The sequence below is a fragment of the Streptomyces sp. MUSC 14 genome (assembly GCF_001866675.1).
GTDB lineage: Bacteria > Actinomycetota > Actinomycetes > Streptomycetales > Streptomycetaceae > Streptomyces.
This window is the reverse complement of sequence record NZ_MLYN01000013.1, coordinates 228,108-249,347: the sequence shown is the minus strand read 5'-3', so window position 1 is coordinate 249,347 and position 21,240 is coordinate 228,108. Positions and strand designations below refer to the sequence as shown.

General features: G+C 72.5%; 19 protein-coding genes and 1 pseudogene. 7 read left to right on the top strand and 13 right to left on the bottom strand.

Annotated features, from left to right (window positions below; genetic code table 11):
* Window positions 1–23: 23 nt before the first annotated feature.
* The 5 genes from BIV25_RS07250 to BIV25_RS07230 form a co-directional block, all read right to left on the bottom strand.
* On the bottom strand, window positions 24–890 hold the full coding sequence (locus BIV25_RS07250) for an RNA polymerase sigma-70 factor (protein ID WP_071371308.1): 867 nt from the start codon (window positions 888–890) through the stop codon (window positions 24–26).
* Window positions 887–1,444, bottom strand: a complete 558-nt coding sequence (locus BIV25_RS07245; protein WP_071371307.1) for a carboxymuconolactone decarboxylase family protein — start codon at window positions 1,442–1,444, stop codon at window positions 887–889. The genes BIV25_RS07250 and BIV25_RS07245 overlap by 4 nt, the downstream gene beginning before the upstream one ends.
* Window positions 1,445–1,907: 463 nt before the next feature.
* Window positions 1,908–2,708, bottom strand: a complete 801-nt coding sequence (locus tag BIV25_RS07240; protein ID WP_071371306.1) for a cupin — start codon at window positions 2,706–2,708, stop codon at window positions 1,908–1,910.
* The gene (locus BIV25_RS07235) at window positions 2,702–3,634 is read right to left on the bottom strand and encodes a PmoA family protein (RefSeq protein WP_071371305.1); all 933 of its coding nucleotides are present in this window, start codon (window positions 3,632–3,634) and stop codon (window positions 2,702–2,704) included. The genes BIV25_RS07240 and BIV25_RS07235 overlap by 7 nt, the downstream gene beginning before the upstream one ends.
* Complete coding sequence (locus tag BIV25_RS07230; protein ID WP_071371304.1) at window positions 3,631–4,746, bottom strand: Gfo/Idh/MocA family protein; 1,116 nt, start codon at window positions 4,744–4,746, stop codon at window positions 3,631–3,633. The genes BIV25_RS07235 and BIV25_RS07230 overlap by 4 nt, the downstream gene beginning before the upstream one ends.
* Window positions 4,747–5,018: 272 nt before the next feature.
* Between BIV25_RS07230 and BIV25_RS07225 the strand changes: the two genes are divergently transcribed.
* Window positions 5,019–5,789, top strand: coding sequence for a maleylpyruvate isomerase N-terminal domain-containing protein (locus BIV25_RS07225; RefSeq protein ID WP_218158443.1), 771 nt, complete (start codon window positions 5,019–5,021; stop codon window positions 5,787–5,789).
* Window positions 5,790–5,861: 72 nt separating this feature from the next.
* Here the strand turns inward: BIV25_RS07225 and BIV25_RS07220 are convergent.
* Window positions 5,862–6,713: pseudogene (locus BIV25_RS07220) on the bottom strand (C45 family autoproteolytic acyltransferase/hydolase); the annotation flags it as partial.
* Between the two features lie 177 nt (window positions 6,714–6,890).
* Window positions 6,891–8,006 (bottom strand): alcohol dehydrogenase catalytic domain-containing protein, encoded by a 1,116-nt coding sequence (locus BIV25_RS07215; protein ID WP_177235176.1) that lies wholly within the window; start codon window positions 8,004–8,006, stop codon window positions 6,891–6,893.
* A gap of 149 nt (window positions 8,007–8,155) precedes the next feature.
* Here BIV25_RS07215 and BIV25_RS07210 point away from each other — a divergent pair, with 149 nt between their 5' ends.
* On the top strand, window positions 8,156–9,049 hold the full coding sequence (locus BIV25_RS07210) for a LysR family transcriptional regulator (protein WP_071371303.1): 894 nt from the start codon (window positions 8,156–8,158) through the stop codon (window positions 9,047–9,049).
* Between the two features lie 43 nt (window positions 9,050–9,092).
* Here the strand turns inward: BIV25_RS07210 and BIV25_RS07205 are convergent, their stop codons facing one another.
* Entirely contained in the window at window positions 9,093–10,163 is a 1,071-nt protein-coding gene (locus BIV25_RS07205) for a RimK family alpha-L-glutamate ligase (protein WP_071371302.1), read from the bottom strand.
* A 201-nt stretch (window positions 10,164–10,364) separates the two neighbouring features.
* Window positions 10,365–12,356: a protease pro-enzyme activation domain-containing protein gene (locus BIV25_RS07200; RefSeq protein WP_256255649.1), complete on the bottom strand. Its 1,992-nt coding sequence runs from the start codon at window positions 12,354–12,356 to the stop codon at window positions 10,365–10,367.
* A 402-nt stretch (window positions 12,357–12,758) separates the two neighbouring features.
* Between BIV25_RS07200 and BIV25_RS07195 the strand changes: the two genes are divergently transcribed.
* A complete protein-coding gene (locus BIV25_RS07195) occupies window positions 12,759–13,898 on the top strand; it encodes a serine hydrolase domain-containing protein (protein WP_371273000.1) in 1,140 nt (379 codons plus the stop codon).
* Window positions 13,895–15,472 (top strand): alpha/beta hydrolase, encoded by a 1,578-nt coding sequence (locus tag BIV25_RS07190; RefSeq protein WP_071371301.1) that lies wholly within the window; start codon window positions 13,895–13,897, stop codon window positions 15,470–15,472. Before BIV25_RS07195 ends, BIV25_RS07190 begins: the two co-directional genes overlap by 4 nt.
* Window positions 15,473–15,497: 25 nt before the next feature.
* Here the strand turns inward: BIV25_RS07190 and BIV25_RS07185 are convergent, their stop codons facing one another.
* Window positions 15,498–16,391 carry a virginiamycin B lyase gene (locus BIV25_RS07185; protein WP_071371300.1) on the bottom strand — a complete coding sequence of 298 codons (894 nt, stop codon included), beginning with the start codon at window positions 16,389–16,391 and terminating at the stop codon, window positions 15,498–15,500.
* 322 nt (window positions 16,392–16,713) lie between these two features.
* On the opposite strand from BIV25_RS07185, the gene BIV25_RS07180 reads away from it, so the two are divergent.
* Window positions 16,714–16,935 carry a hypothetical protein gene (locus BIV25_RS07180; RefSeq protein ID WP_071371299.1) on the top strand — a complete coding sequence of 74 codons (222 nt, stop codon included), beginning with the start codon at window positions 16,714–16,716 and terminating at the stop codon, window positions 16,933–16,935.
* A gap of 18 nt (window positions 16,936–16,953) precedes the next feature.
* Here BIV25_RS07180 and BIV25_RS07175 read toward each other — a convergent pair whose 3' ends face one another.
* Complete coding sequence (locus BIV25_RS07175; RefSeq protein WP_071371298.1) at window positions 16,954–17,961, bottom strand: LacI family DNA-binding transcriptional regulator; 1,008 nt, start codon at window positions 17,959–17,961, stop codon at window positions 16,954–16,956.
* Between the two features lie 109 nt (window positions 17,962–18,070).
* On the opposite strand from BIV25_RS07175, the gene BIV25_RS07170 reads away from it, so the two are divergent.
* Window positions 18,071–19,225: a Gfo/Idh/MocA family protein gene (locus tag BIV25_RS07170; protein ID WP_071371297.1), complete on the top strand. Its 1,155-nt coding sequence runs from the start codon at window positions 18,071–18,073 to the stop codon at window positions 19,223–19,225.
* Window positions 19,226–19,271: 46 nt separating this feature from the next.
* On the opposite strand, the gene BIV25_RS07165 is transcribed toward BIV25_RS07170, so the two are convergent.
* Both BIV25_RS07165 and BIV25_RS07160 read right to left on the bottom strand, forming a co-directional pair.
* The gene (locus BIV25_RS07165) at window positions 19,272–19,973 is read right to left on the bottom strand and encodes a metal-dependent hydrolase (RefSeq protein ID WP_071371296.1); all 702 of its coding nucleotides are present in this window, start codon (window positions 19,971–19,973) and stop codon (window positions 19,272–19,274) included.
* Between the two features lie 147 nt (window positions 19,974–20,120).
* The gene (locus BIV25_RS07160) at window positions 20,121–20,624 is read right to left on the bottom strand and encodes an LURP-one-related/scramblase family protein (protein ID WP_071371295.1); all 504 of its coding nucleotides are present in this window, start codon (window positions 20,622–20,624) and stop codon (window positions 20,121–20,123) included.
* Window positions 20,625–20,735: 111 nt separating this feature from the next.
* Between BIV25_RS07160 and BIV25_RS07155 the strand changes: the two genes are divergently transcribed.
* On the top strand, window positions 20,736–21,146 hold the full coding sequence (locus BIV25_RS07155; protein WP_071371294.1) for a hypothetical protein: 411 nt from the start codon (window positions 20,736–20,738) through the stop codon (window positions 21,144–21,146).
* Window positions 21,147–21,240: the final 94 nt, after the last annotated feature.

The window sequence follows — 21,240 nt, the reverse complement described above, 5'->3', positions numbered from 1 at the left end:
CGGAACCACCGGCCACGGCGCCGTCAGTCGCCCAGACGGACGCGCGTGAGCTTGTCGGGGTTGCGGATCAGCCGGATGGCGCTGATGGTGCCGTCCTCCGCGAGGTCCATGCACGCCACCGAGTCCGGCTGGTCGCCCGAGGTGACGAGGCGGCCAGGACGGCCGTTGACCAGCACGTCGTGCACGGCGAACTCCGGAATGTGGGTGGCGAGGACGCCGAGGATCCAGCGGGCGACCTTGTCGGGACCGTGGATCGGGCGCAGCGCGGCGCGGATCTTTCCGCCGCCGTCGGTCCAGGCGGTCACGTCAGGGGCGAGCAGGGTCATCATCCGGTTGAGGTCTCCGCCGAGGCAGGCGGCCAGGAACTCGTCGGTGGCCTTGCGCCGTACCTCGGCGGGGGCGTCGTAGCGGGGCCGGCGGGCCTGCACATGGCTGCGGGCCCGGCTGCCGACCTGGCGTACGGACGCCTCGGTGCGCTCCAGCATCCCGGCGATCTCGGGATAGCCGAAGCCGAACACCTCCTTGAGGACGAACACCGCACGCTCCAGTGGCGACAGGGTCTCCAGGACCACCAGCATCGCGAGCGAGATCGCCTCCGCCTGCTCGATCCCGTCGCCCGCGTCCGGCGCGGTCACGAGCGGCTCCGGGAGCCACGGGCCCACGTACGACTCGCGCCGGACGGCGGCGGACTGCGCGCGGTTGATCGAGAGGTTGGTGACGATCCGGCACAGGTACGCACGGGGATGAGTGATCGAGTCGGCGTCGACCGTACTCCATCTGAGCCAGGCGTCCTGGACGATGTCCTCGGCGTCGGCGGCACTGCCCAGCATGCGGTAGGCGATGCCGAACAGCTGCGGCCGGTGTTCCTCGAAGAGTTCAAGTGCGCTCACGCACGCGACGGTACCGCGCAGCGATCCGAGAAGCCCTGGCCGGTCAGGCCGAAGGCGCTGTTCATCCGGGAGCGCAGGTTCTCCACGGCGACGATCGCGGTGAGTTCGACGAACTCGGGCTCACCGAGCCGCTCGATCAGCCGGGCCGTCAGTTCGTCGGTGACGGTCGGCCGGGTCTCGGTCATCGCCTCGGCGTACTCCAGGACGTCCAGCTCCAGTTCGGTGAACTCCGTACGGCGCTCGCGCCAGACGGGTACCGCGTGCAGCTTCGCGCTCGGGATGCCCTCGTTGCGGGCCTCCCAGTAGCCGAAGTCGGTGCACCAGGAGCAGCCGATCACGTGCGAGCCAGCCATCACGGCGAGCAGCTTCAGCCGGGCGTCCAGCGTGTTCCACTTGGCGAGCGACATCTCCATCCGCGCGTCGGTCAGCATGACCTTGCGGTTGTGGGCCAGCGCGCGGACGGGGTCGAGGACGGCGCCGTAGGTGCGCCTGGAGTACCACTCGCTGATCCGGTTGAGCAGGGTGCGCGGCGGGTCGAGCGAGATGCGGGCCATGGGGATCGCCTCCGGTGTCGGGACGGCGTCCGGAACACCGTCGTCACCAGGGCGGACCGGCCGGCCCGCCCGGCTGTGACATGCCGACCGGATGATGTGACCTGGACCACACGCGGACAGGTCTTCCGCCACGCCCGCCAGAAGCGTAGGTTCCGGTTACCCCGCGACGGCGCCCGCAAAGGCGCTGGTCCGCCAATCCCGGGCAGGCGGACCAGCGGGGGCCAATTCCATCTCTCCACCTCGCAACGCATGCGACCGACACCTGGCGACACCCCCGCCAGCCGTCGGCGGCGGCCGGTGAGGGACTCGCAGCGCCCGCAGGCGCGCAGCGCGACGCGTGCCGCACCCACCGTGATCTCCGTGGGGCGACCGTGAAGGGCCGCCGCGCAGACCGGTGCGGGTCAGGGCGGGACAGCCTCATGGCATCGGCTACATCGCCGCCGACGGCCCAGGTGGCGCAAGGTCACCCCTTCCTCCGCGTGCCGGCCGGCGCCCAGGTCGTCCTCCTGCCGTCGTACGGCAGCGTCGTGCCCGGCAGGGCGTACTCGTCGCGGCGCCCGCACATCCCGAAACCGCCCAGTCGGCTCGGTTCGCTCCGGTACGCGGTCGCGGCCGCGAGGTAGGCCGGCTCACCGGCCTCCAGGGCGTCGAGCTGGGCGCCGGTGCGTTCGGCGGCGGCGCGGGCGCCGGCCCGCCACAGCTCGCGCCAGGCGGGCACCCGGGCGCGGACCAGGCGGGCGGCGGTCTGCTGGAAGGCGCGGTACGGGCCGCTGTCCCCGGCGATCAGAGGTTCACGCAGACCGAGGTAGCCCTCGACCGCGAGGTCCCGGCGGCGCCGGGCGGCCACCTCGGTCTCCGGGCCGGTGCCCGGCGGGAGCGTGGCGGCGGCCGCGTACCGATCAGGGTCGGCGAGCACCTCGGGCGGGAACGTGAACACGGCGTCCCCGGCCTCGGGCAGGCCGCTGTTCTGCATGAGCACGGTGATCCGCAGGTCGCCGCCCTGCACCATCCGGTGCACGGTGCCGGGGGTGAACCAGGCGAGGGAGCCGGGTGCCAACGAGATGTCCCGGTAGCCGTCGGGGCTCAGGGTCTGCACCGCGCCCCGGCCGCCGGTGACGACGTACGCCTCGGTGCACACCAGGTGCACATGCGGGCTGCCGCCGCAGACACCGTCGGCGGCCTCCCAGTCGTAGGCACTCAGATGGGACAGGCCCACGGCGCCGGGCAGCGGATGGGACGGCCCGGGCTCGGCTTCGTTCACCATGGCAGGCCTTCCAGGTGGCGGCTCACGCGCTCGCGGTCCCAGGCGCCGTCGGCGACGACCACCCGGTAGCGGTAGCCGAAGCTCTCGCCGGGCGGGAGTGCGAACTCCTCGAAGAAGGCCCAGGAGAACGCGACGGTCGGAATCGGTTCGGAGCGTACGAACCAGTGCGAGGCGTGGATCGCGGACGACTCGTCCAGGTTCTCGGGGGCGTGGGCGAAGACGAGCGTGGAGTGCGCGTCGGTCCCGTCGTGCTCGGTACTGAAGGCCAGCCACGGTCCCTGACAGCCCATCACCTTCTCGGCGCCGCAACCCGGTTCGGAGTCGGGTGTGAACACGCCGCCGCCGGTGAAGTCGCGCGGTCCGCGCCACTGGAGGCCGGTGTAGCCGGCCATCTCACGGCCGGCGGTGGTCGGCGAGCCGAACAGCAGGGTCTTGTCATGGGTGTTGGTGAGGCGGATGGACCAGTCCAGGGTCCACGCGCCGGCTTTCTCGTCCACCGTGTGCACGGCGAGCGCGCGTACCTCTCGGGCCCACTCCCGGCCGCCGTTCTCGATCCAGGTCAACTCCTCGGTGACGTCGAGGCGTTCGTCGGTGACGGTGAGGCCGGTGAAGCCGTCGTGCCGCATCGAGCCGACCCGGTCGGGCAGACACAGGTAGCCCTCGCCGTGCACATAGCAGTTGCCGCCCCAGAAGTTCTGCCCGGACACATGACTGGCCGTCATCTGCAGGCCCTTGTGCCAGCGGTGGTCGTTCGGCCGGTAGCCGGTCACGGTGCGCCCGGCGAGGGTGCGCACGGGGTGGGCATAGGGCTTGCGGGCCTCGAAGGCGTCCGGGTCGGGGCGGTAGACGTAGCGGAGGATCTCGGTGCCGTTCGCCGCTTCGACCGCCAGGTGTTCGCCGTGGACGTGGCTGACTCGGATGGTCACGCGCGCTCCTTGGGGGCCCAGTCGGGGTGGTCACCGTGCATGGCCGCGTAGTAGGGGTCACCGGGGCCGATCTCGCCCGCCCGTACCGGCTGTCCGGTGAACGCCGCCTTGTAGAGGGCGGTGGCGAACTCCAGGGTGGCACGGGCGTCCGGGCCGCTGCCCGGGGGCCGCTCGCCGCGGTCGAACGCGTCCAGGAGAGTGGCGAGTTGGGCGGTGTGCGAGCTGGGCACATCGGCGGCGGGGGGGTGCCAGAGCGCGGCGCGCTCGGGATCGACGTGCGGCGCGGGGGTGTAGACCCAGTCGTCGTTGCCGTGGCCGTAGAGGTGGGTCAGTTGCAGGGTGGCGTCGGAGCAGTCGATGCGGATGCGGCTGACCTCGTGCGGGGACAGGACGCTGTTGACGACGGTGGCGAGCGCTCCGCGGCGGAACCGGACGAGGGCGGTGGAGACGTCCTCACTCTCGACGTCGTGGACCAGCCGGCCCGCCATGGCCCGCACCTCCTCCCACTCCCCCAGCAGGTGGAGCAGCAGGTCGTACTGGTGGATGCCGTGCCCCATGGTCGGCCCGCCGCCCTCGGTCGCCCACCGGCCGCGCCACGGAACGGCGTAGTAGTCGGCGTCCCGGTGCCAGGTGGTCTGGCAGTGCGCCACCAGCGGGGTGCCCAGTTCGCCGCGCGTGAGCAGATCCCTGGCGTGCACGGCACCGGAGCCGTAGCGGTGCTGGAAGACCACCGAGGCGTAGGCGCCGGAGGCCTGCTCGGCGGCGGCGATGTCGTCGTACTCGGCGAGCGACAGACACAGCGGCTTCTCGCACAGCACCCAGGCACCCGACGCGAGCGCGGCCACGGTCTGCTCGCGGTGCGGCGCGGGTGGGGTGCCGATGAGGACCAGATCCGGGCGTACGGCGTCGAGCATGGCCTCCGTCGAGGTGAACCCGGCGACCCGCGCCCCCGCCTCCTTCCGGAAGGCGTCCAGTCTGCCCTCGTCCACATCGACGGCGGCGACGAGTTCGACGCGCTCGGCATGGGCTCTGAGTGCGGGAAGGTGGCTGCCGGTGACGATGGCGCCGGTGCCGATGACGGCGACGCGGCGGCGTGGTGCGGCGAGAGGCATGCAACGCTCCTGAGGGCTCGGCAGACGGAGTCAAGCACCACGTCGAGCGCCTTATCGAGCGCTTGGGGGAAAGCGCTTGCCCCGTACGAGGCGACCCTAGGGGCGACGGGATTGTCAGGACAACCCCTGTGCGGGGACATTCGCTGGTACGGGGCCGGATGGGCCCGCCGAGGAAGAGGCGGGAAGCCGCCCTGCCACGGAAGGCCCCGCCGCGCGGCACCGGCCTAGCGGGAGCTGGTTTGGGCGGCGGTCGTCCGGGCTACCCATGGCGCGTGATTCCCTCCCGGGTCGAGGAGACCCTGCCGGAGCTGGTCCCCTTCGTGCGGGCCGTCCGGGCCAGGCGGCCCGACGACGGCACGTGGTGCGAGGCGTGGACGGTGCGGGACGTGCTGGTCCACCAGACGGGCAATGCCGAGGAACTGGCCCGGGTCCTCCAGGCGTTCCTCGACGGCGCCCCGGTGGAAACCCGGGGTTTTGATCGCGAGGATCCCCATCGGCGACTGTCCGACCCCGACCTGTGGGCGACGTTCCTGAACCGCTGCGAGCGACTCGCCGAGGTCGCGGCGGCTGCCGCGCAGGAGCTGCCCCCGGACACCGAGGTGAGGTGGGCCGGGCGGACCGTGAGGGCCCCCTTCTTCGCCGAGCACATGCGTGAGGAACTGATCCTGCACCGCTGGGACCTGACCGGTGACGACCCTACGGCGATGCGGGCGCTCGACGAGCCGTGGATGACGGAACACAGCGTGACCTCGGTCGGCCGGCCCCTGCTGGAGCGTGGCCGGGCCGGGCTGCGGCCGGGGCCCGCGGGGCGGGTCGAGGGACGCCTTCGCACGCCGGGCACGGACGACGTGGTGGTGACCGCCGACGCGGACTCCGGCACCATCCGGCTCGCCGCGCCCGAGGGCCCCGCCACGATCGAGAGCGACGCGGCCACGCGGGTCCTGCTGCTGTGGGGCCGCCGCCCCGCGGACCCGGCGCGCTGGCACAGCTCCGCCGGCCCGGAGACGCTGCGCAGGGTACGGCGCCTGCTGGGCGGTTACTGAGGGCTCCGCTCCCTCCCCCGGTCCGGGCGCCGGGCTCCTCCCGGTGCCACGGGGCACGCCCCGCCCCCGGGCTCAGTCCGCCCGGCCGATCGTCACGGTGCGGGCCCCTGGAGCGAAGCCGGCGAACGACTGTGCCCAGGACTCGCCGGGCCAGTAGTAGGTCACCCGGCCCTCGGAGGGCCGGTAGTGGGCGGTGTAGACGGTGCCTGACCCCTCCTCATACTGCGACTGGTACAGCGGCGGTCGCAGCATCGCCGACACGTCCGTGCCCGCCGCACGGACGGCGCGCAGCCGCTCCTGGGTCCGGGAGACCCGCTCCCGCTCGTCGGGCACCGGCAGGTGCTGGTGGTTGGCGGCGCAGGCGTCCGGTGCCCCGGTCAGCGGGATGTCCGGCCCCACGAACACCGTCACCGCCCGTTCGGGGTCGACGAGGGTGACGTTCTGCGGCAGGGAGATCGGGATGGCCCGCAGCCTGCCGATCGCCTCGCCGACGGTGTCGCACGTCTCCAGCACGTAGCGCAGCACGATCAGGACGGCGAAGCCGGGGCCGCGGAGGAACCGTCCGCCGAAGGCGAGCGAGACCGCGAGCCCGGCGTCGTTCATCCCGTCGAGCAGTCCCCAGGCCGCGTCCTGCGTGCCGATCACGGGGCGGAGGAAGTGGGAGGAGACGATGGTGCCTTCGCAGTCGTCGGGGGTCGAGTCGTAGTTGCGCAGCAGGGCGCCGGTGGCTCCGGTCTGGGTGCAGCCGGAGAAGAACGGCCGCAGGGCCGCGAGGGTGAGGAAGGCCGCGCCGTCGGGCCGGTCGAGTCTGCGGGCGAGCCGGTCGAGGACCGGGGCCAGTTCCGGCATGTGCGTCTCGAACAGCTTCCGCGCGCGTTCGGCGCCCTGCGCGGTACGGCCTTCGTCGGTCAGCCATCCCTGGGTGACCGGCCAGAGCGCCTGTGCGTGGGCCGCTCATCGTCCGTCGCTGCCGTCTCCGACCTCGATGGCGCGGAACGTCTTCTGCTGCTGGCTCATGCCTGCCGCTCCCTTGCGGGCGTCCGGTGAAGTGGCAGCAACTCAGCCAATTTCGCAGCGAATTGACCACCTTCGCGGTTCAGGTCATGAGCGCGCGAGTCGCCGACCGTGTCCGTCGGCGGCCGGAGTGAGGACGGTGCGGTCGAACGGACCCGCGTGCACGGCGGCGTGGGCGATCGCGTCGTTGACGGCATCGAGCGGGAAGGAGCGGACCTGTTCACCCGCCAGGTCCAGGGTGCCGCCCGCGAGGAGCCGGATGATGCCGACGTTCGCCGTGCGCGGGAACAGCCACTGGCCGCGCACCGTCACCGAGTTGCGCATGAGCCACGGGTACGGGACCGCGAGGTCGGCCCCGCCGAGCATCCCGACGCCGCCCATGAGGACGACGCGGCCGTACTCGCGCACGCTCATGGCCGCCGTGCGGACCGCCGTGCCGGGCGCGCTCGGCGGCAGCAGATCGAGGACCATGTCGATCGGGCCGTCGGCCGCCGCGGTCATCGCCGCGCGGTCCGCGTCCTCCTGTCCGGTCAGCTCCACCGGGCGTACGCGCGGGCCGAACCGCTCCGTGAGAAGGGTGAGGACGGCCCGGTTCCGGCCCGGGGCGATCACCCGGCCCGCGCCCATCGCGAGCGCGACCGCCACCGCGCTGCTGCCGAGGTTCCCGGTCGCGCCGCTGACGAGCAGCGTCTCGCCGGCCTCGAACCCGCCCGCCAGCAGCCCGCCGTACGGAATGCCGTACACGCTGAGCGAGGCCCAGCGGGCCGGGTCGTCGCCCGCCGGCTCGGGCAGCGGGAAGACGTTCTCCGTCGGGACCCGCATGCGTTCGGCGAACGCCCCGTGGTGCAGATGGCGCGCCAGGCGGGCGCCGCCGTCGCCCCGGGAGCTCCAGCCCTGGAGCGTGATGTCGGGCGTCAGCGCGTCGTCCCGGGAGCGCACCGTCGGGTCGCACCACACCAGGTCACCGACGCGCAGCCGGGTGGCGTCCGGGCCGACACGGACGATGCGCCCCACGCCGCCCGTACCGGGTACGACGGGCGGGACCAGGGGGTAGTTCCGGGCGCCGCTGAACACCTCGGCGGCGTAGGGCAGTACGCAGGCGGCGACCACCTCGACCACCACCTCGCCGTCCCGCACCTCGGGGTCGGGCAGCTCCCGCACCGCGAGCGGGGCGCCGAAATCCGTCAGAACTGCTGCGCGCACGTGTGGACCTCCGTGTTTCTCTCTGTTGCTTCTCTTCGTGGTCTCTGCCATCGCCTGCTCGGTGTTCCTCGTGCTGCGTCGTCGAGGTTAGGAATCCGAGGGGGCATTCGGGAAGCGAGGATCTGGCATCCGTGGTATGCGTAAGGCGCATGGACCTCTCCACTTCGGGCCTGCGCGTCCTGCGGCAGATCGCGGAGTCCGGCAGCTTCACGGCGGCTGCCGCGCGCCTCGGCTACACCCAGTCGGCGGTCTCCCGGCAGGCCGCGTCTCTCGAACGCGGCGCGGGCGCCGTCCTGTTCGAGCGCCGCGCCGACGGGGTACGGCTCACGTCCGCGGGGCTGACCCTGCTGCGGCACGCCCGCACCATCCTGGACTCCCTCGACGCGGCGGAACGCGACCTGACCGGGACCGCACCGCAACGGGAACGGGTGCGGCTCGGCGTGTTCCTGAGCGCGGGTGCGGTGCTCCTGCCCACCGCACTCGCACGGGTCACGGACCGGCATCCGCAGGTCACGGTCACGACGAGCGAGGGCACGACGCCCCGCCTGGTCCGGGCGCTGCGCGCCGGCTCGATCGACCTCGCCCTGCTGACGTCCCGGCCGCCCCACCGGCCCCCGGACGGTGAGTCGCCGCGCCTGCACGTCGAGACGGTGGAGGACACCGAACTGCTCGTGGCCGCGCGGACAGCGGGGATGTTCGCGGGCCGCACCTCGGTGCACATCGACGAGCTGGTCGACGTCGCCTGGATCGCCGCCCCGTCGTCGAACTCCGAACCGCTGCTGGGCGTCTGGCCCGGCCTGCCCGGCCGGCCGCGGGTCAGCCATGCCGTGCGCGACTGGCTGACCAAGCTTCACCTGGTCGCCGGCGGCTTCGGTGTGACGACGGTGCCGTCCCGCATGTCGGCGGTGCTGCCGCCCGGGGTGACCCTGCTGCGCGTCGAGGGCGCGCCGCGCGAAGTCCGCCGGATCCTCCTGGCGCGGCTGCCGGGGCGCCCCACCCCGGCGATCACGGCCGTCGCTCAGGCGTTGACGTCGACCGCCTGAGCGCCGACCGCGCCGCGGGAAGTCACCTGAGGCGAGCCGGGTCTCACTCCCCGGCCGGCATCGCGGTGCCGCGTCGGTCCGCCGCGCTCGGCTGAACCGCGGTCGGCTCCTGCTGCCGCTCCGCCGGTCTCGTGGGCGGGCAGGGCGCGCCCGGGTGAGGTGCCTGCGCCGCCTCGCGACGGCGGACGGCCAGGCGGCGGGCGACGCAGGCCACGATCGCCGGGGCGACCGCGGTCATCTCCGGGCGCCAGCCCGGGACGGCGTTCACCTCGCAGACCGTGAAGGTGCCGTCGGCCGCGAACAACAGGTCCACCCCGGCGATGTCCAGGCCCAGGGCGCGGGCCGCGCGCACCGCCAGCTCCTCCGCCTGCGGATGGCGGCCGGCGCACAGCGTGGCGGAGCCGCCGTTGGCGATGTTCGCGGCGAGGGCGCCGTGCCGGGACGCGTGCAGGACGCTGCCCACCGGCTCGCCGTCGACCACGACGACACGCAGGGCGCGGCCGTGCGAGCCGGCCACGTACTCCTGGAACAGGAACGGCGTCCCGGCCGCCAGACTGCCGGACAGCTCACGCAGCAGGCCCCGCTCGCGGGCGAGGAAGACCTGCCGGCCCTTGGTGCCGCTGACGGCCTTCACCACGCACGGCGTGTGCAGATGCGGGCTGTGTACGACGCCGTCCAGGGGGGCGGTGGCGTACGAGAGCGTGTCGGGCACCGGCAGTCCCGCCAGGGCGAGTTCCTGCACCTGCCACACCTTGTTTCCGGCCGTCAGCTGGGCGTCGGCCGGATTGACGAGGGTGCTGCCCATGCGCTCCAGGTGGCGTAGCAGGGTCGTCTCCCGGTCGCTCCGCATGGAGCTGGGCATCTGGCGTACGCACACCACGTCCGGGGCCGGCAGGTCGACGCCGCCCAGGGTGTGCAGGACGAGCCTGCCGCCTCGGACGCCGAAGAGCAGTTCGTCGGTGTGCCAGAGGACGAAGCGGGGTCCGAAGGCGGCGGTGAACGCCCCTGCCAGTTCGGCAGTGGACCGCCGCAGCGCGATGGGCCGCTCCCGCACCAGCATCCACACATCGGCCGGTACCGGAAGCTCCGGCCGCCCACGGTGCCGTGTGTCCACTGCGACTCCTCGTCTCTTCGCCGCCCGCCGCTGCCGGGCCGTCGAGCACCACTGTCACACATACGTGATCACGGGATCACGGAACGCGACACGATGGCGGATACGGCACGGTCGGCCGGGGAGCCGGCCGACCGCTGCCCGATGTCGGTGCCGTGGAGCGGGAGTTGGGGCGTGGACGAGGTGACCGGGCGGCCGGGCCGGTCAGGGGGCGGCGCGGCGCAGCCCGGCGATGAAGGCGGCGCCGTTCGGTGTGCCGACGCCCGTCATCGTGTCGTAGCCCTTGGCGGCCACCTGATCGGTGGAGGCGCGTTCCTGGGAGCCGAAGACGTCGACGCCCGAGGCACCGCCGGAGCCGTCCGCCGCGAGGTAGGCGGCCCTGTTCTGCTGCGGCATCCGGGAGTCGACCGGCAGGACGTCGTGGTACGCGCGGGTGCCGGCGAGCCGGTAGATCAGCGGGTTGCTGAAGCCGAACGCCGTCTTCCGGCCCTGCTGGGCGTCGGCGATCAGACCGGCGATCAGCGGACACGCCAGGCTCGTGCCGGCGTTCACCATGGTCCGGTACGGCCCCGGCTTCCCGTCGCTCCCCGACTCGGTGTACCCGGTCAGGAGCCCGGTGTCGAGGTCCGCGTCGGCCGCGATGTCGGGCACTGCCCGGTCGGTGGCGACCCGCTTGCCGACGCGGACACGTGACATCGACGCGGGGACGACGCCCTTCTGGTAGGCGGGCTGGCCGTGGACGAGGCTCGTGCCTCCGCCGCCCCCGCTGATGCCCAGGTCGCTCCACCTGCCGTGCTCCAGGGAGCCGTAGTCGCTGGACCACCCGGTCTCGAAGACCCGGTTGTCCGTCGCCCCGATGCCGAGGCTGGTGCCGCCGACCGCCACCGCGTACGGGTCGGAGTCGGTCACCGTCAGCCCGGGTGTGTCACCGGAGGAGAAGTACATGCCGACTCCCTCGGCCGCGGCCCGCACGTCGATCGCGTGCACGGTCTTCTCCGGCACCATGCCCAGGGGGATCTGCCACGAGTTGGAGACGATGGAGGCGCTGGGGTGCTTGCCGTCGCCGGTCAGCACGGAGAGGGCGGCGTCGAGCAGGGCCTGGTCCTCGTCGCAGCCGTCGCCTACCACCATCAGCTGGGTGGCTCCGGGCGCCATGGCGTAGACGGCCTCGGAGTCCATCTCCGCCTCGTCGTTCACAGCGGTCGCCTGCGCCGCGCCCCGCGTGGCGGTGCCGCAGGACTTGCCGGCCCGGACCTCCCGGAACTGGGAGGGTTTCGGCGCGGGCAGGTGATTGGTGCGCGCGTACTCCGTCAGCGTCCGGAACATCGCGGTCGGTGCCTCGTCCTCGGTCAGGGCCACGGTCTGGCCCTTGCCGGTGTCCGTCCAGGTCGCCCCGTAGGCGGCGCGGATCTGACGGGCGGAGTACCCGCACACGGGCAGCGATGCCGTACTCAGCCCCTGATAGGCCGGGTGGAGCGGGTGCGTGTGCTGCGCCCAGTACCCGGAGCAGGTCGGCGCCTTGGGCGCTGCCGTGACGTGCGCCTGCGCCCGCGCCGGTGTCCGGGGACGAGTCTGCGTCCGCGGTACGGCCGCGATCCGGGTGGTGTCGGGCCGGGCGCCGCTCATCCCGGTCACCCCGAGGACGTCGGGCGCGAGCGGGGCCGGCACCGACACGTCGCGGTCGTTGGACTGGATCAGCGTGGTCCCGCCGAGCGGGTCCTGGGCCCGGTACCGGTTGATCCGCATCTGGAACGCCGACTGGACCGTCGACGCCGGCCCCGTCGCCGAGACGTAGTCACGGCCGTCGCTGATGTGCACCCCCGTCAGGCCCTTGGTGCTCAGCCAGGCCGCGACCGCCCTGGCGTGCGCGGCGGACGGCCCGAAGCGGGCGGTGTAGGCGGCAGGGCCGAGGTAGTGGTGGAACTCGGCGCTGCCCGGCGTGGCGACCGCGTCGGCGAACGCGGCGGCACCGGCCAGATCCGGTTTCAGCCACACCTGGACAGTCATGTCCTGGGCAGACGGCACGGCACCGGCGAGGGGCATGGTGTGCACGGCGGGGGAAGCCGTCCCCGGCACCGTCGTGGTGCCCGCCGCCTGTGCGGTGCCGGGCACCCCCAGCAGCGCACCGGCTGCCAGCACGGCCGTACAGCCGGCCACGGCGGCGACGGCCCGCCTCCGGCCCCGACGCCGCGTCACCGCACCCGCTCCCCGCCCGTTCACGCACACTCTTTCCACGTGCATCCCCCAGCCCGGCCCGAACCCTCGGGCACCGCCGCGTTCCCGATCCGGCATCTCCTGAACCTGCTTTGCTTCTCCTACGACGACGGCCCGCGGCCCGGGGTTGCGGTCATCCGGTGCACATGACCGAATCCAGTGCCTCGTGGCGCGTGGGGGTAATGCCCCCTCAGGCCCTGACGCTGTCCCCACCCCGAAGCCTCCTGCCTGCCGGAGTGATCAGGTCCCGGCCGATGCCTAGCGTGCTGTCCCATGCCGATCCCCCTCCTGAACCGATTACTCCGCTTGCTCCGCGTACTCCGCGTACTCCGCGGACGTTCCGGCCTCGCGGCCACCGCCACCGCTGCGGCCACGGCTGTCGTGCTGGTCGCCGCACCCATGGCAGCCGCCCAAACTCCACCACCGCCTCGTGCGTCCCGCCCCTGCGGCACCCACGACGCCGTACGCCGGTCCCTGCACCGCCTGGTCGTACACGACCGGATCGCCGGTGCCGCGGTCCTCGCCGACGGCGCCGGCGCGGACGCAGGCTGCGCCCGCTGGACCGCGACGGACGGAGTGGCCGACCTGCGCTCCGGCCGCCCGATGAACACCACGGACCGGCTGCGCGTCGGCAGCGTCACCAAGACCTTCACCGCGACGGTCATCCTCCAACTTGCCGCCGAGCGGCGTCTGTTGCTGGACGCGCCGGTCGAGCGGTATGTGCCCGGACTGATCCGGGGGCATGGGTACGACGGCCGCCGGATCACCGTCCGGCAGCTCCTCCAGCACACCAGCGGACTGCCCGACCACCTCGACGCGCCCGCCTGGGACCACCCCGAGCCGCTGCGCTACCGCCACTTCACACCGCGCGAACTCATCGCGGACGCCCTGCGGTTGCCCCGGCCACGGCAGACCTGGCACTACTCGACCACCAACTATCTCGTCGCCGGTCTGATCGTCCGCGCGGTCACCGGCCGCTCCCCCGAGTCGGAGATCACCCGCCGCGTCATCGCGCCCCTCGGGCTGCACGACACGTACTGGCCCGGTGACGACGCCCGCCTCCACGGGCCGCACTCCCACAGCTACTTCACCACGGACGACGGCCGCCGCGCCGACGGCACGAGCTGGAACATGACCTTCGGCGGGGTCGGCGGGGCCCTGGTGTCCACACCGGCCGACCTGATCCGGTTCGGCACCGCCCTGTTCGGCGGGCGCCTGTTGCCAACGGCCGAACTCGCCGACATGCGGCGGACGGTGGCCGCCGGTCCCGACCGGCTCTGGCCCGGCGCCCGGTACGGGCTCGGGCTGATCTCCTCGCCTCTGTCCTGCGGCGGGACCTGGTGGGGTCACGCGGGCACCGTGCCCGGCGGCCACCGCGCCCTGGTCGCCGTCGGCCCCGGCGGCCGAAGCATCGCCGTGGCCCTGAACGGGATCCCGGCGACGCTCCAGGCCGAACGGGACTTCCTCGACGTCGTCGACACGGCCTTCTGCGAGGCGCTTCCTTCCGAAAGGACCTCGGCATGACCGCCCCCACCCCACGCGGCCCCGGTCGCCGCTCGCGCCGCCGTACCGCACGGTGCGCCGTGGCCGCCGCCCTCTGTCTCGCGGGCGTACTCACCCTGGGCAGCGCCCCGTCCGCCACCGCCGCGTCCGCCGGCGGTCCCCTCGCCCGCTACGACCACCAGCGCCTCCACTGGAAGAGCTGCCGGCTCGGACCCGACGACGCCACCGGCAAGGAGCTGGAGCAGGCCGGTGCCCAATGCGCGGACGTCACCGTGCCGTTGGACCACGCCCGCCCCGACGGCCGTACGATCACCGTCGCGATCTCCCGGATCCGGGCGACCGACACCGCCCACCGCATCGGCGCACTGCTGCTCAACAGCGGTGGCCCGGGCGGAGCGACCATCAGTGATCCGCCGTGGGTGCGCACGGCGATGAAGGACGTCGGCAAACGCTACGACGTGGTGGGCGTGGACCCGCGCTTCGTCGGCCGGAGCACCCCGCTGGACTGTCACTGGCCCACCGGCAGCATGTTCCGCGGGGCGGGCACAGGCCGCGCCGGCTTCGACCGGATGGTCGCCTTCTCAGCCGACCTCGCCCGCCGTTGCCGTACCTACGCGGGCGACCTGATCCCGTACGCCGCCACGCGGAACACCGCCCGGGACATGGACGTGATCCGTGCCGCCCTCGGCGAACGGCGGATCTCGTACCTCGGCTATTCGTACGGCAGTTATCTCGGCCAGGTGTACGCGACGATGTTCCCGGACCGGACCGACCGGGTGGTCCTGGACGGTGTGATAGATCCCGCTCGCTACGGTCCGCGGCTGTTGCTGAGCGCGGTGCAGGCCAACCGCGACGCTCTGGGTGACTGGGCCGTCTGGGCCGCCGCGCACGACGCGGCCTACGGCCTCGGACGCACCCGGAGCGCGGTGCTGGCGACCGTCGACGCGGTCCGGTCGGCCGCCGCCCGCACACCCCTGCGGCTCGGCGCCCACCGGGTGGACGAGCACATCGTCCCCGTCCTCGTGTTCAACGGACTCTCCCAGGACAATCCCGCGGCCTACGGCGACCTCGCGCGGGCCGTGCGGGACCTGCGGCGGGCCGCCGACGGCCGTATCGTCACCCCGTCCCCGTGGCTGGCGGATTCGCTGGACTTCCTGCTGACCGGGCACGACTCCGCGTACGGCAGCGCCCAGACGTCGATCCTCTGCGGCGACGTGGCCGCCCCGCACGCCGCGGAGACGTACTGGCGCGATCTGACCCGCGCCGGGTCACGCGACCGGATCTTCGCTCCCGTCGCGAACGACATCAACCCGTGCGCGTTCTGGGCGCCGCCCCGTGAGCGCCCGACGACGATCCGCAGCGACCTGCGGGCCCTGCTCGTGAACGCCACCGGTGACCCGCGCACCGTCTACCAGGGTGCCGAGGCGGTCCGCCGCGGCTGGCCCGGCTCCCGCCTGGTGACCCTGCGCGGGGCGGACCAGCACGCGGTGTTCGGCGTCTTCGGCAGCCCCTGCGTGGATGCCACGGTGAACGCCTATCTCGCGACCGGCCGCCCACCGGCCGGCGACGTCACCTGCCCCCGGCATGCCGCATGAGGTGACAGCGCTGGTGCCTCTGGGACTACGGCGCGACCCGGGCGACTCCGCCCGTCTCCAGCGCCGCCCAGAGGGCGCCGTCGGGGCCCACGGTGATGCCGTGCGGTTCGCAGGACGGTGACGGCAGGTCGTACTCGGTGATCTCGCCGCTCGCCGTGATCCGCCCGATCCGGCTGGCTCCCCATTCGGTGAACCAGCAGTCCCCGGTGGCGGCCGCGACGACGGCATGTGGTTTCGCCGTGCGGTCGGGCAGCGGGAACTCGTCGATCCGGCCGTCCGTCGAGATCCGGCCGACCTGTCCCGCCCCGATCTCGACGAACCACACGGCGGCGCCGTCGCTGGTGATACCCACGGGCGCGGCGCCCGGGGTCGGCAGCGGGTACAGCGCGGTGTCGCCGTCGGTGGTGATACGGCCGATCGCGTTCGCCTGGTTGAGGGCGAACCACAGGGCTCCGTCGGGGCCGTTGGTGATCGCCGCGGGAAAGGCGCCTTCGACCGGGAGGGCGAACTCGCCGATCTCCCCCTTGCTCGTGATCCGGCCGATCCGGCCGGTGTTCATCTGCGTGAACCACAGCGCGCCGTCCGGACCGGCAGTGATGCCGTAAGGCCCGCTCTCGGGTGTCGGCAAGCCGAAGGACTCCGCCTCGCCCTCGGTGGTGATGCGACCGATCCGGTGGTCCTGGGACCGGGTGAACCACAGTGCTCCGTCCGGTCCCGGGGTGATGACGGTGGGCCGGCAGGACGGCATGTCCAGGGGAAATTCCCTGAGTTCGCCGTCCAGGGCGAGACGCGCGATGCTGCCGCTGTGGACGAAGGTGAGCCACAGCGCGCCGTCGGGGCCGGTCGTGATGCCGTAGGGCCCGGCGTCCTTGTCAGCGACGGAGATCTCCCTGACGACGGGAGAGTCGGACTGGTGCACAGCAACTCCTGGAGGGGCGGGGGACGAACCGCGATGACGCGCTGCACCGCTGTCGTCGACGTGGTCTGAGCGGCGTCGAACAGCGGCATGGCGATGTCGTCCACGGCCGCTCCGCCTGGATCACCTGCCGGACGGCCGCGAGGCTGTAGCGGTCGACGGTGTCCATGTACCGCATCCTCGCATCCGGCGCCCGAAGGCGGCGACGCCGGGCACCCGTCGTGCGGGGTCGGCCACCCCATCGGGTTCGCCGCCGTGGAGGAGGCGTCCGAGCGGGCGGGCCGGTACGGCCGTAGCCCTCGCCGTACCGCCGACCGCACGAGCGGTGCCCGGTGCCCCCGAGACGGACGAACTCCTTGAGCACGCGATCGGCTCGCCCGAATCACACGGACCGCGCCTGCTCCTGTTCACCCTGGCGGAGACACATGAACTGCTGGGCGTCCTTCAGCACTTCGGCACGACCGACCACGACCGGGGAGCCTGGCCCTGCCACTTCGCGGCCGAACTCGCGGCCCGTGTCCCCTTCCACGACGCTTGTGACACCTAGGGGGTTCCTGGATGACTGTCAGGTGGCGGTGCGCGGTGGGGCGGTCGTACCTCTCGCTTCGAGGGACGGGGTCGCGAGGTCGACCGCGGCCGGGCGGTCCGGTTCGGCGATCCGGTCGAGCAGCCGCTGGGCGGCGCGGCGGCCCACGTCGTGGCCGGCGTTGTCCACGGTGGTCAGCCACAGATGGCGCAGGCGCGACAGGTAGGTGTTGTCGTAGCCGACCAGGGAGAGGTCCCGCGGGACCCGCAGGCCGCTCTCCTCGGCGGCCGAGAGTGCGCCGACGCAGGTCATGTCGTTGACCGCGAAGACGGCGGTGGGGCGTTGCGGGCGGCTCAGCAGCCGGACGGCGGCGCGGTAGCCGCCCTCCTCGGTGAGGTCGCCCTGCTCCACGACCGCCGTGTCGGCGAGTCCGTGCTCGCCCATGGTGGCCTCGAAGCTGCGCCGGCGCAGTTCGCCGACCGCGCCCCGGCCGGCGATGTGGGCGATGTGCCGGTGTCCGAGGCCTATGAGGTGTTCGGTGGCCAGGCGGGCGCCGTGTTCGTCGTCGTTGGCGACGATGTCCACGCCGGACAGCACCGGTTCCCGGGCGCCGGCGACGACCGTGGGGATCCGGCCGACCGCGGTGCGCAGGGCCTCGGGGTCCCGGAGCGTGCCGACGGCGATCAGGCCGTCGACGCGCAGTTCGGTGAAGGTCCGGGTGAGGTCCTCGCCGAGCCGCCGGTTGAGGTGGCCGTCGGCCAGCAGGACGTGCATCCCGCTGTCGTACAGCCGCCCGTTCAGGCCGTCGAGCAGTTCCACGAACCATGGGTTGCGCAGGTCGTTGAGCAGCACCCCCACCGTGTGGGTCCGCCGCTCGCTGAGGCTGCGCGCGGCCGCGTTGGGCCGGTAGCCGAGGGCTTCGACCGCGGCCAGGACGGCATCGCGCTTCTCCGGCCGTACCCCCGCCGAGCCGCGCAGCACCAGCGAGACCAGGGACTTCGACACACCGGCCCGCTCGGCGACGTCACGGATGGTCGGATTGCTCATGTCTGGACCGTTCCATATTCTGCCCGACCCTGTAAAGCCCTCTTGACATTTGCGAGAGCCGGCGTTCAGGGTGTGCGCAAGTTCTGGAACGGTCCAAAGAAGGGCGCTCATGGTGAACACGCTCGGCGTCGCGGTCGTCGGATTCGGCTGGATGGGACGGGTGCACACGCAGGCGTACGCCCGTGTGCACCACCACTTCCCCCAGCTGTCCCTACGGCCGGAACTGGTTGCCGTCGCCGACGAGGTACCGGGCCGGGCGGAGGAGGCGGCCGGGCTCTACGGCTTCGCCTCCGCCACCCGGGACTGGCGCGAGGTGGCCGCCGACCCCCGGGTCCGGGCGGTCAGCGTCACCGCCCCCAACTTCCTGCACCGCGAGATCGGCGTCGCGATGGCCGGAGCCGGCAAGCACATCTGGATCGAGAAGCCGGTCGGACTGACCGCCGAGGACGCCCGGGCCGTGGCCGACGCGGTCGCCAAGGCCGGGGTGCAGGGCACCGTCGGCTTCAACTACCGCAACGCGCCCGCCGTCGAGGCCGCCCGCGAGCTGATCGCCGCCGGGGAGATCGGCACGGTCACCCATGTCCGCATCCGTCTCTTCAGCGACTACGCCGCCCACCCTCAGGGCGCTCTGACCTGGCGCTACGAGCGCGCGCGTGGGGGCAGCGGGGTGCTCGGCGACCTCGCCTCGCACGGCGTCGACCTGGCCCGTCATCTGCTCGGCGAGATCACCTCGCTCACCGCCGACACGGCGGTCTTCGTCCCGGAGCGGGCCCGCCCGACCGGCACCACGGCGGGGCACAGCCTCGCCGACGGCGGCGAACTCGGCCCGGTCGAGAACGAGGACTACGTCAGCTGTCTGCTCCGCTTCGCCTCCGGCGCCCGGGGCGTCCTCGAAGCCTGCCGGGTCTCCGTCGGCGAGCAGAACAACTACGGCTTCGAGGTGCACGGCACCAAGGGCGCCGTCTTCTGGGACTTCCGCCGCATGGGCGAGCTCGGCGTCAGCCGCGGCGCGAGCTACCAGGACCAGCCCGTCAGCACCGTGTACGTCGGCCCCGGCCACGGCGAGTACGGCGCGTTCCAGCCGGGGGCGGCCAGCAGCATGGGTTACGACGATCTGAAGGTGATCGAGGCCCACCGCTTCCTGCGCTCCATCGCCGAGGGCACTCCCGTGGGCGCCACCCTGGAGGACGCCGTGGCCAGCGCGGTGACGCTGGACGCGATCGGGCGCTCGGCCGAGCGGGGAGCGTGGGTGGACCTCGTCTGAGCACCGTACGTCCCACGACGCCTGTGGTCGGCGCCGGCGGCCGGTCTCAGTGCAGGGGGTGCGGCGACAGCACGGTGAGCCAGAGGAGGGCAATCGTCCCGGCGCCCATCAGGGGGGTCAGTATCTCGGTCTCCAGCTTGTTGCCGCTGCTCTTGATCAGCACGATCTCGTAGCGGGTCCTGAGGGGCCACAGCCACGGCGCGCCCTGCTTGGTGATGGAGTCGCCGAGGAGATGGGCCAGGCAGCCGAGGCCGACGGCGTAGGGCAGCCAACCCGGTGCCGAGGGGATGAACTTGTCGATGGCGGCGGTGCCCAGCGCGGCCAGCGCCACGTTGGTGCCCCAGGCATGGAAGCCGTGTCCGGGCGGGCAGAGATTGAGTGCACGCACCGCGAGCGCCAGCAGGAAGAAGCACATGCCGAGCGTGAACGGCCGTCCCAGATAGGTGACTCCGGCCCACGTGCCCGCGGTCATGAAGGCGATGAAGAACAGGGAGTGGGTGGCATGCCGATGGCCGCCGGAGACGAAGGCGACGAACCGGCACAGCATCTTGGAGACCGGGCCGAGGAAGTTCGCGATCGTGCCGTCGTGGTGGTCCAGGTCCGGCAGCAGTGCGGCGCCCGCGCACAGCACCGTGCCCATGAGGATCTCCTGGGGTGACAGATGCGTGTGCAGCAGCACGGGCGGCAGGTAGGGAGCGGTGCCGGCGAACAGCAGGGCGCCGCTCACGGCATGCGAATGGCCCATCATGGTGAGGTTGTTCTCCCCCGGTTGGGCGCCGTGACAACGGCGCGTCGGTGTCCGAGCGTCTCAGAGGTGCGTGCGACCGGCGATGTGTGCGCGGTCGGTGATGTATGTGCTGACGGTGAGGTGTGTGCGGTCGGCGGGGTGGCTGGCTCAGAGGTTGGTGAGCTGCTCCCCCTCGCCGTCCTCGATGATGTGGTCCACGCACACCGCGAGGATGATCAGCAGCAGCCAGTCCGGTTCGCTCATCACGTCGACCGCGTAGGCGTCGCGGATGGTGAACCAGCGGCGCGATATGTGTGCCAGGGTCCCGCTGTCGTCCGCGATGTCGAACTCGCGGTCCCAGAGGTTGCCCGCGATCCGCAGCCGGCGCCCGCCGCGCAGGGTCACCTTGTAGCGGTCCCTGAAGATCCGCAGGGTCCGCTTGCTGATGCGGCCGACGGTCTCGCCGTTCTGCTTGATGAGGATCGTGTGGTGGAAGGTGAGCGCCTTCTTGACGATGCGGGCCACCTGCTCGCCCTCGGTGTCGACGAAGTCGAACGTGGTGCGCAGCCGCAGCAGTTTGCGGTTGACCTTGAAGAGCTTCTCCCGGTGTTCCGTCTCGACCCAGGCCCCCTCGTGGAAAGCCAGCATGCGGTCGCGTACCAGGTAGCGCATGAGTACCCCGTCCAGATCCCGAGAGAGGAAGAATCACTGTCCGCCGCGATAATAGTTGCGGCGTTGCGCAAGACAGCAACTCCATCCGCACCGCACACGGGGAGGGCATGAATGACCATCACGCACCGACCGGGCCGAAAGGGCCCCGTCGCCACCGTACTTCTGACCCTGCTGCTAGGCCTCGGCCTGGCGGTGACACCGGCCGCCGCCGCGCCGGGCGCCGCTCGACAGTCCACGACAGCCGTGACGACTTCGACAGCCGCGGCGACCACCGGCACTGTACGCGCCGGAACGGCACGTCCGGGCGCCGTCTCCACCATCCGCCTAAGGCGCACCACTTCCACACATCACGTGTCCGCGACCCACCTTCGCAGGACGAAGCCCAAGAAGAAGAGTTTCCTCAAGAAGCTCGGCATCTTCCTCCTGGTCGTCGTGATCCTCGTGATCCTCTTCGTCGTCCTGGTCATCTGGTTGCTGGTGCACCTCGTCCGCCGGGTCTTCCGGGGCGGGCGGGCACGCTGAGCAGCCCGCCGGTGACGGCGCCCTGAACCGAGAGAGGCCTCAACCGGCCCCGCACGAGGGCCGGTTGAGGCGTACCGTGCACGCGACGCTGCTG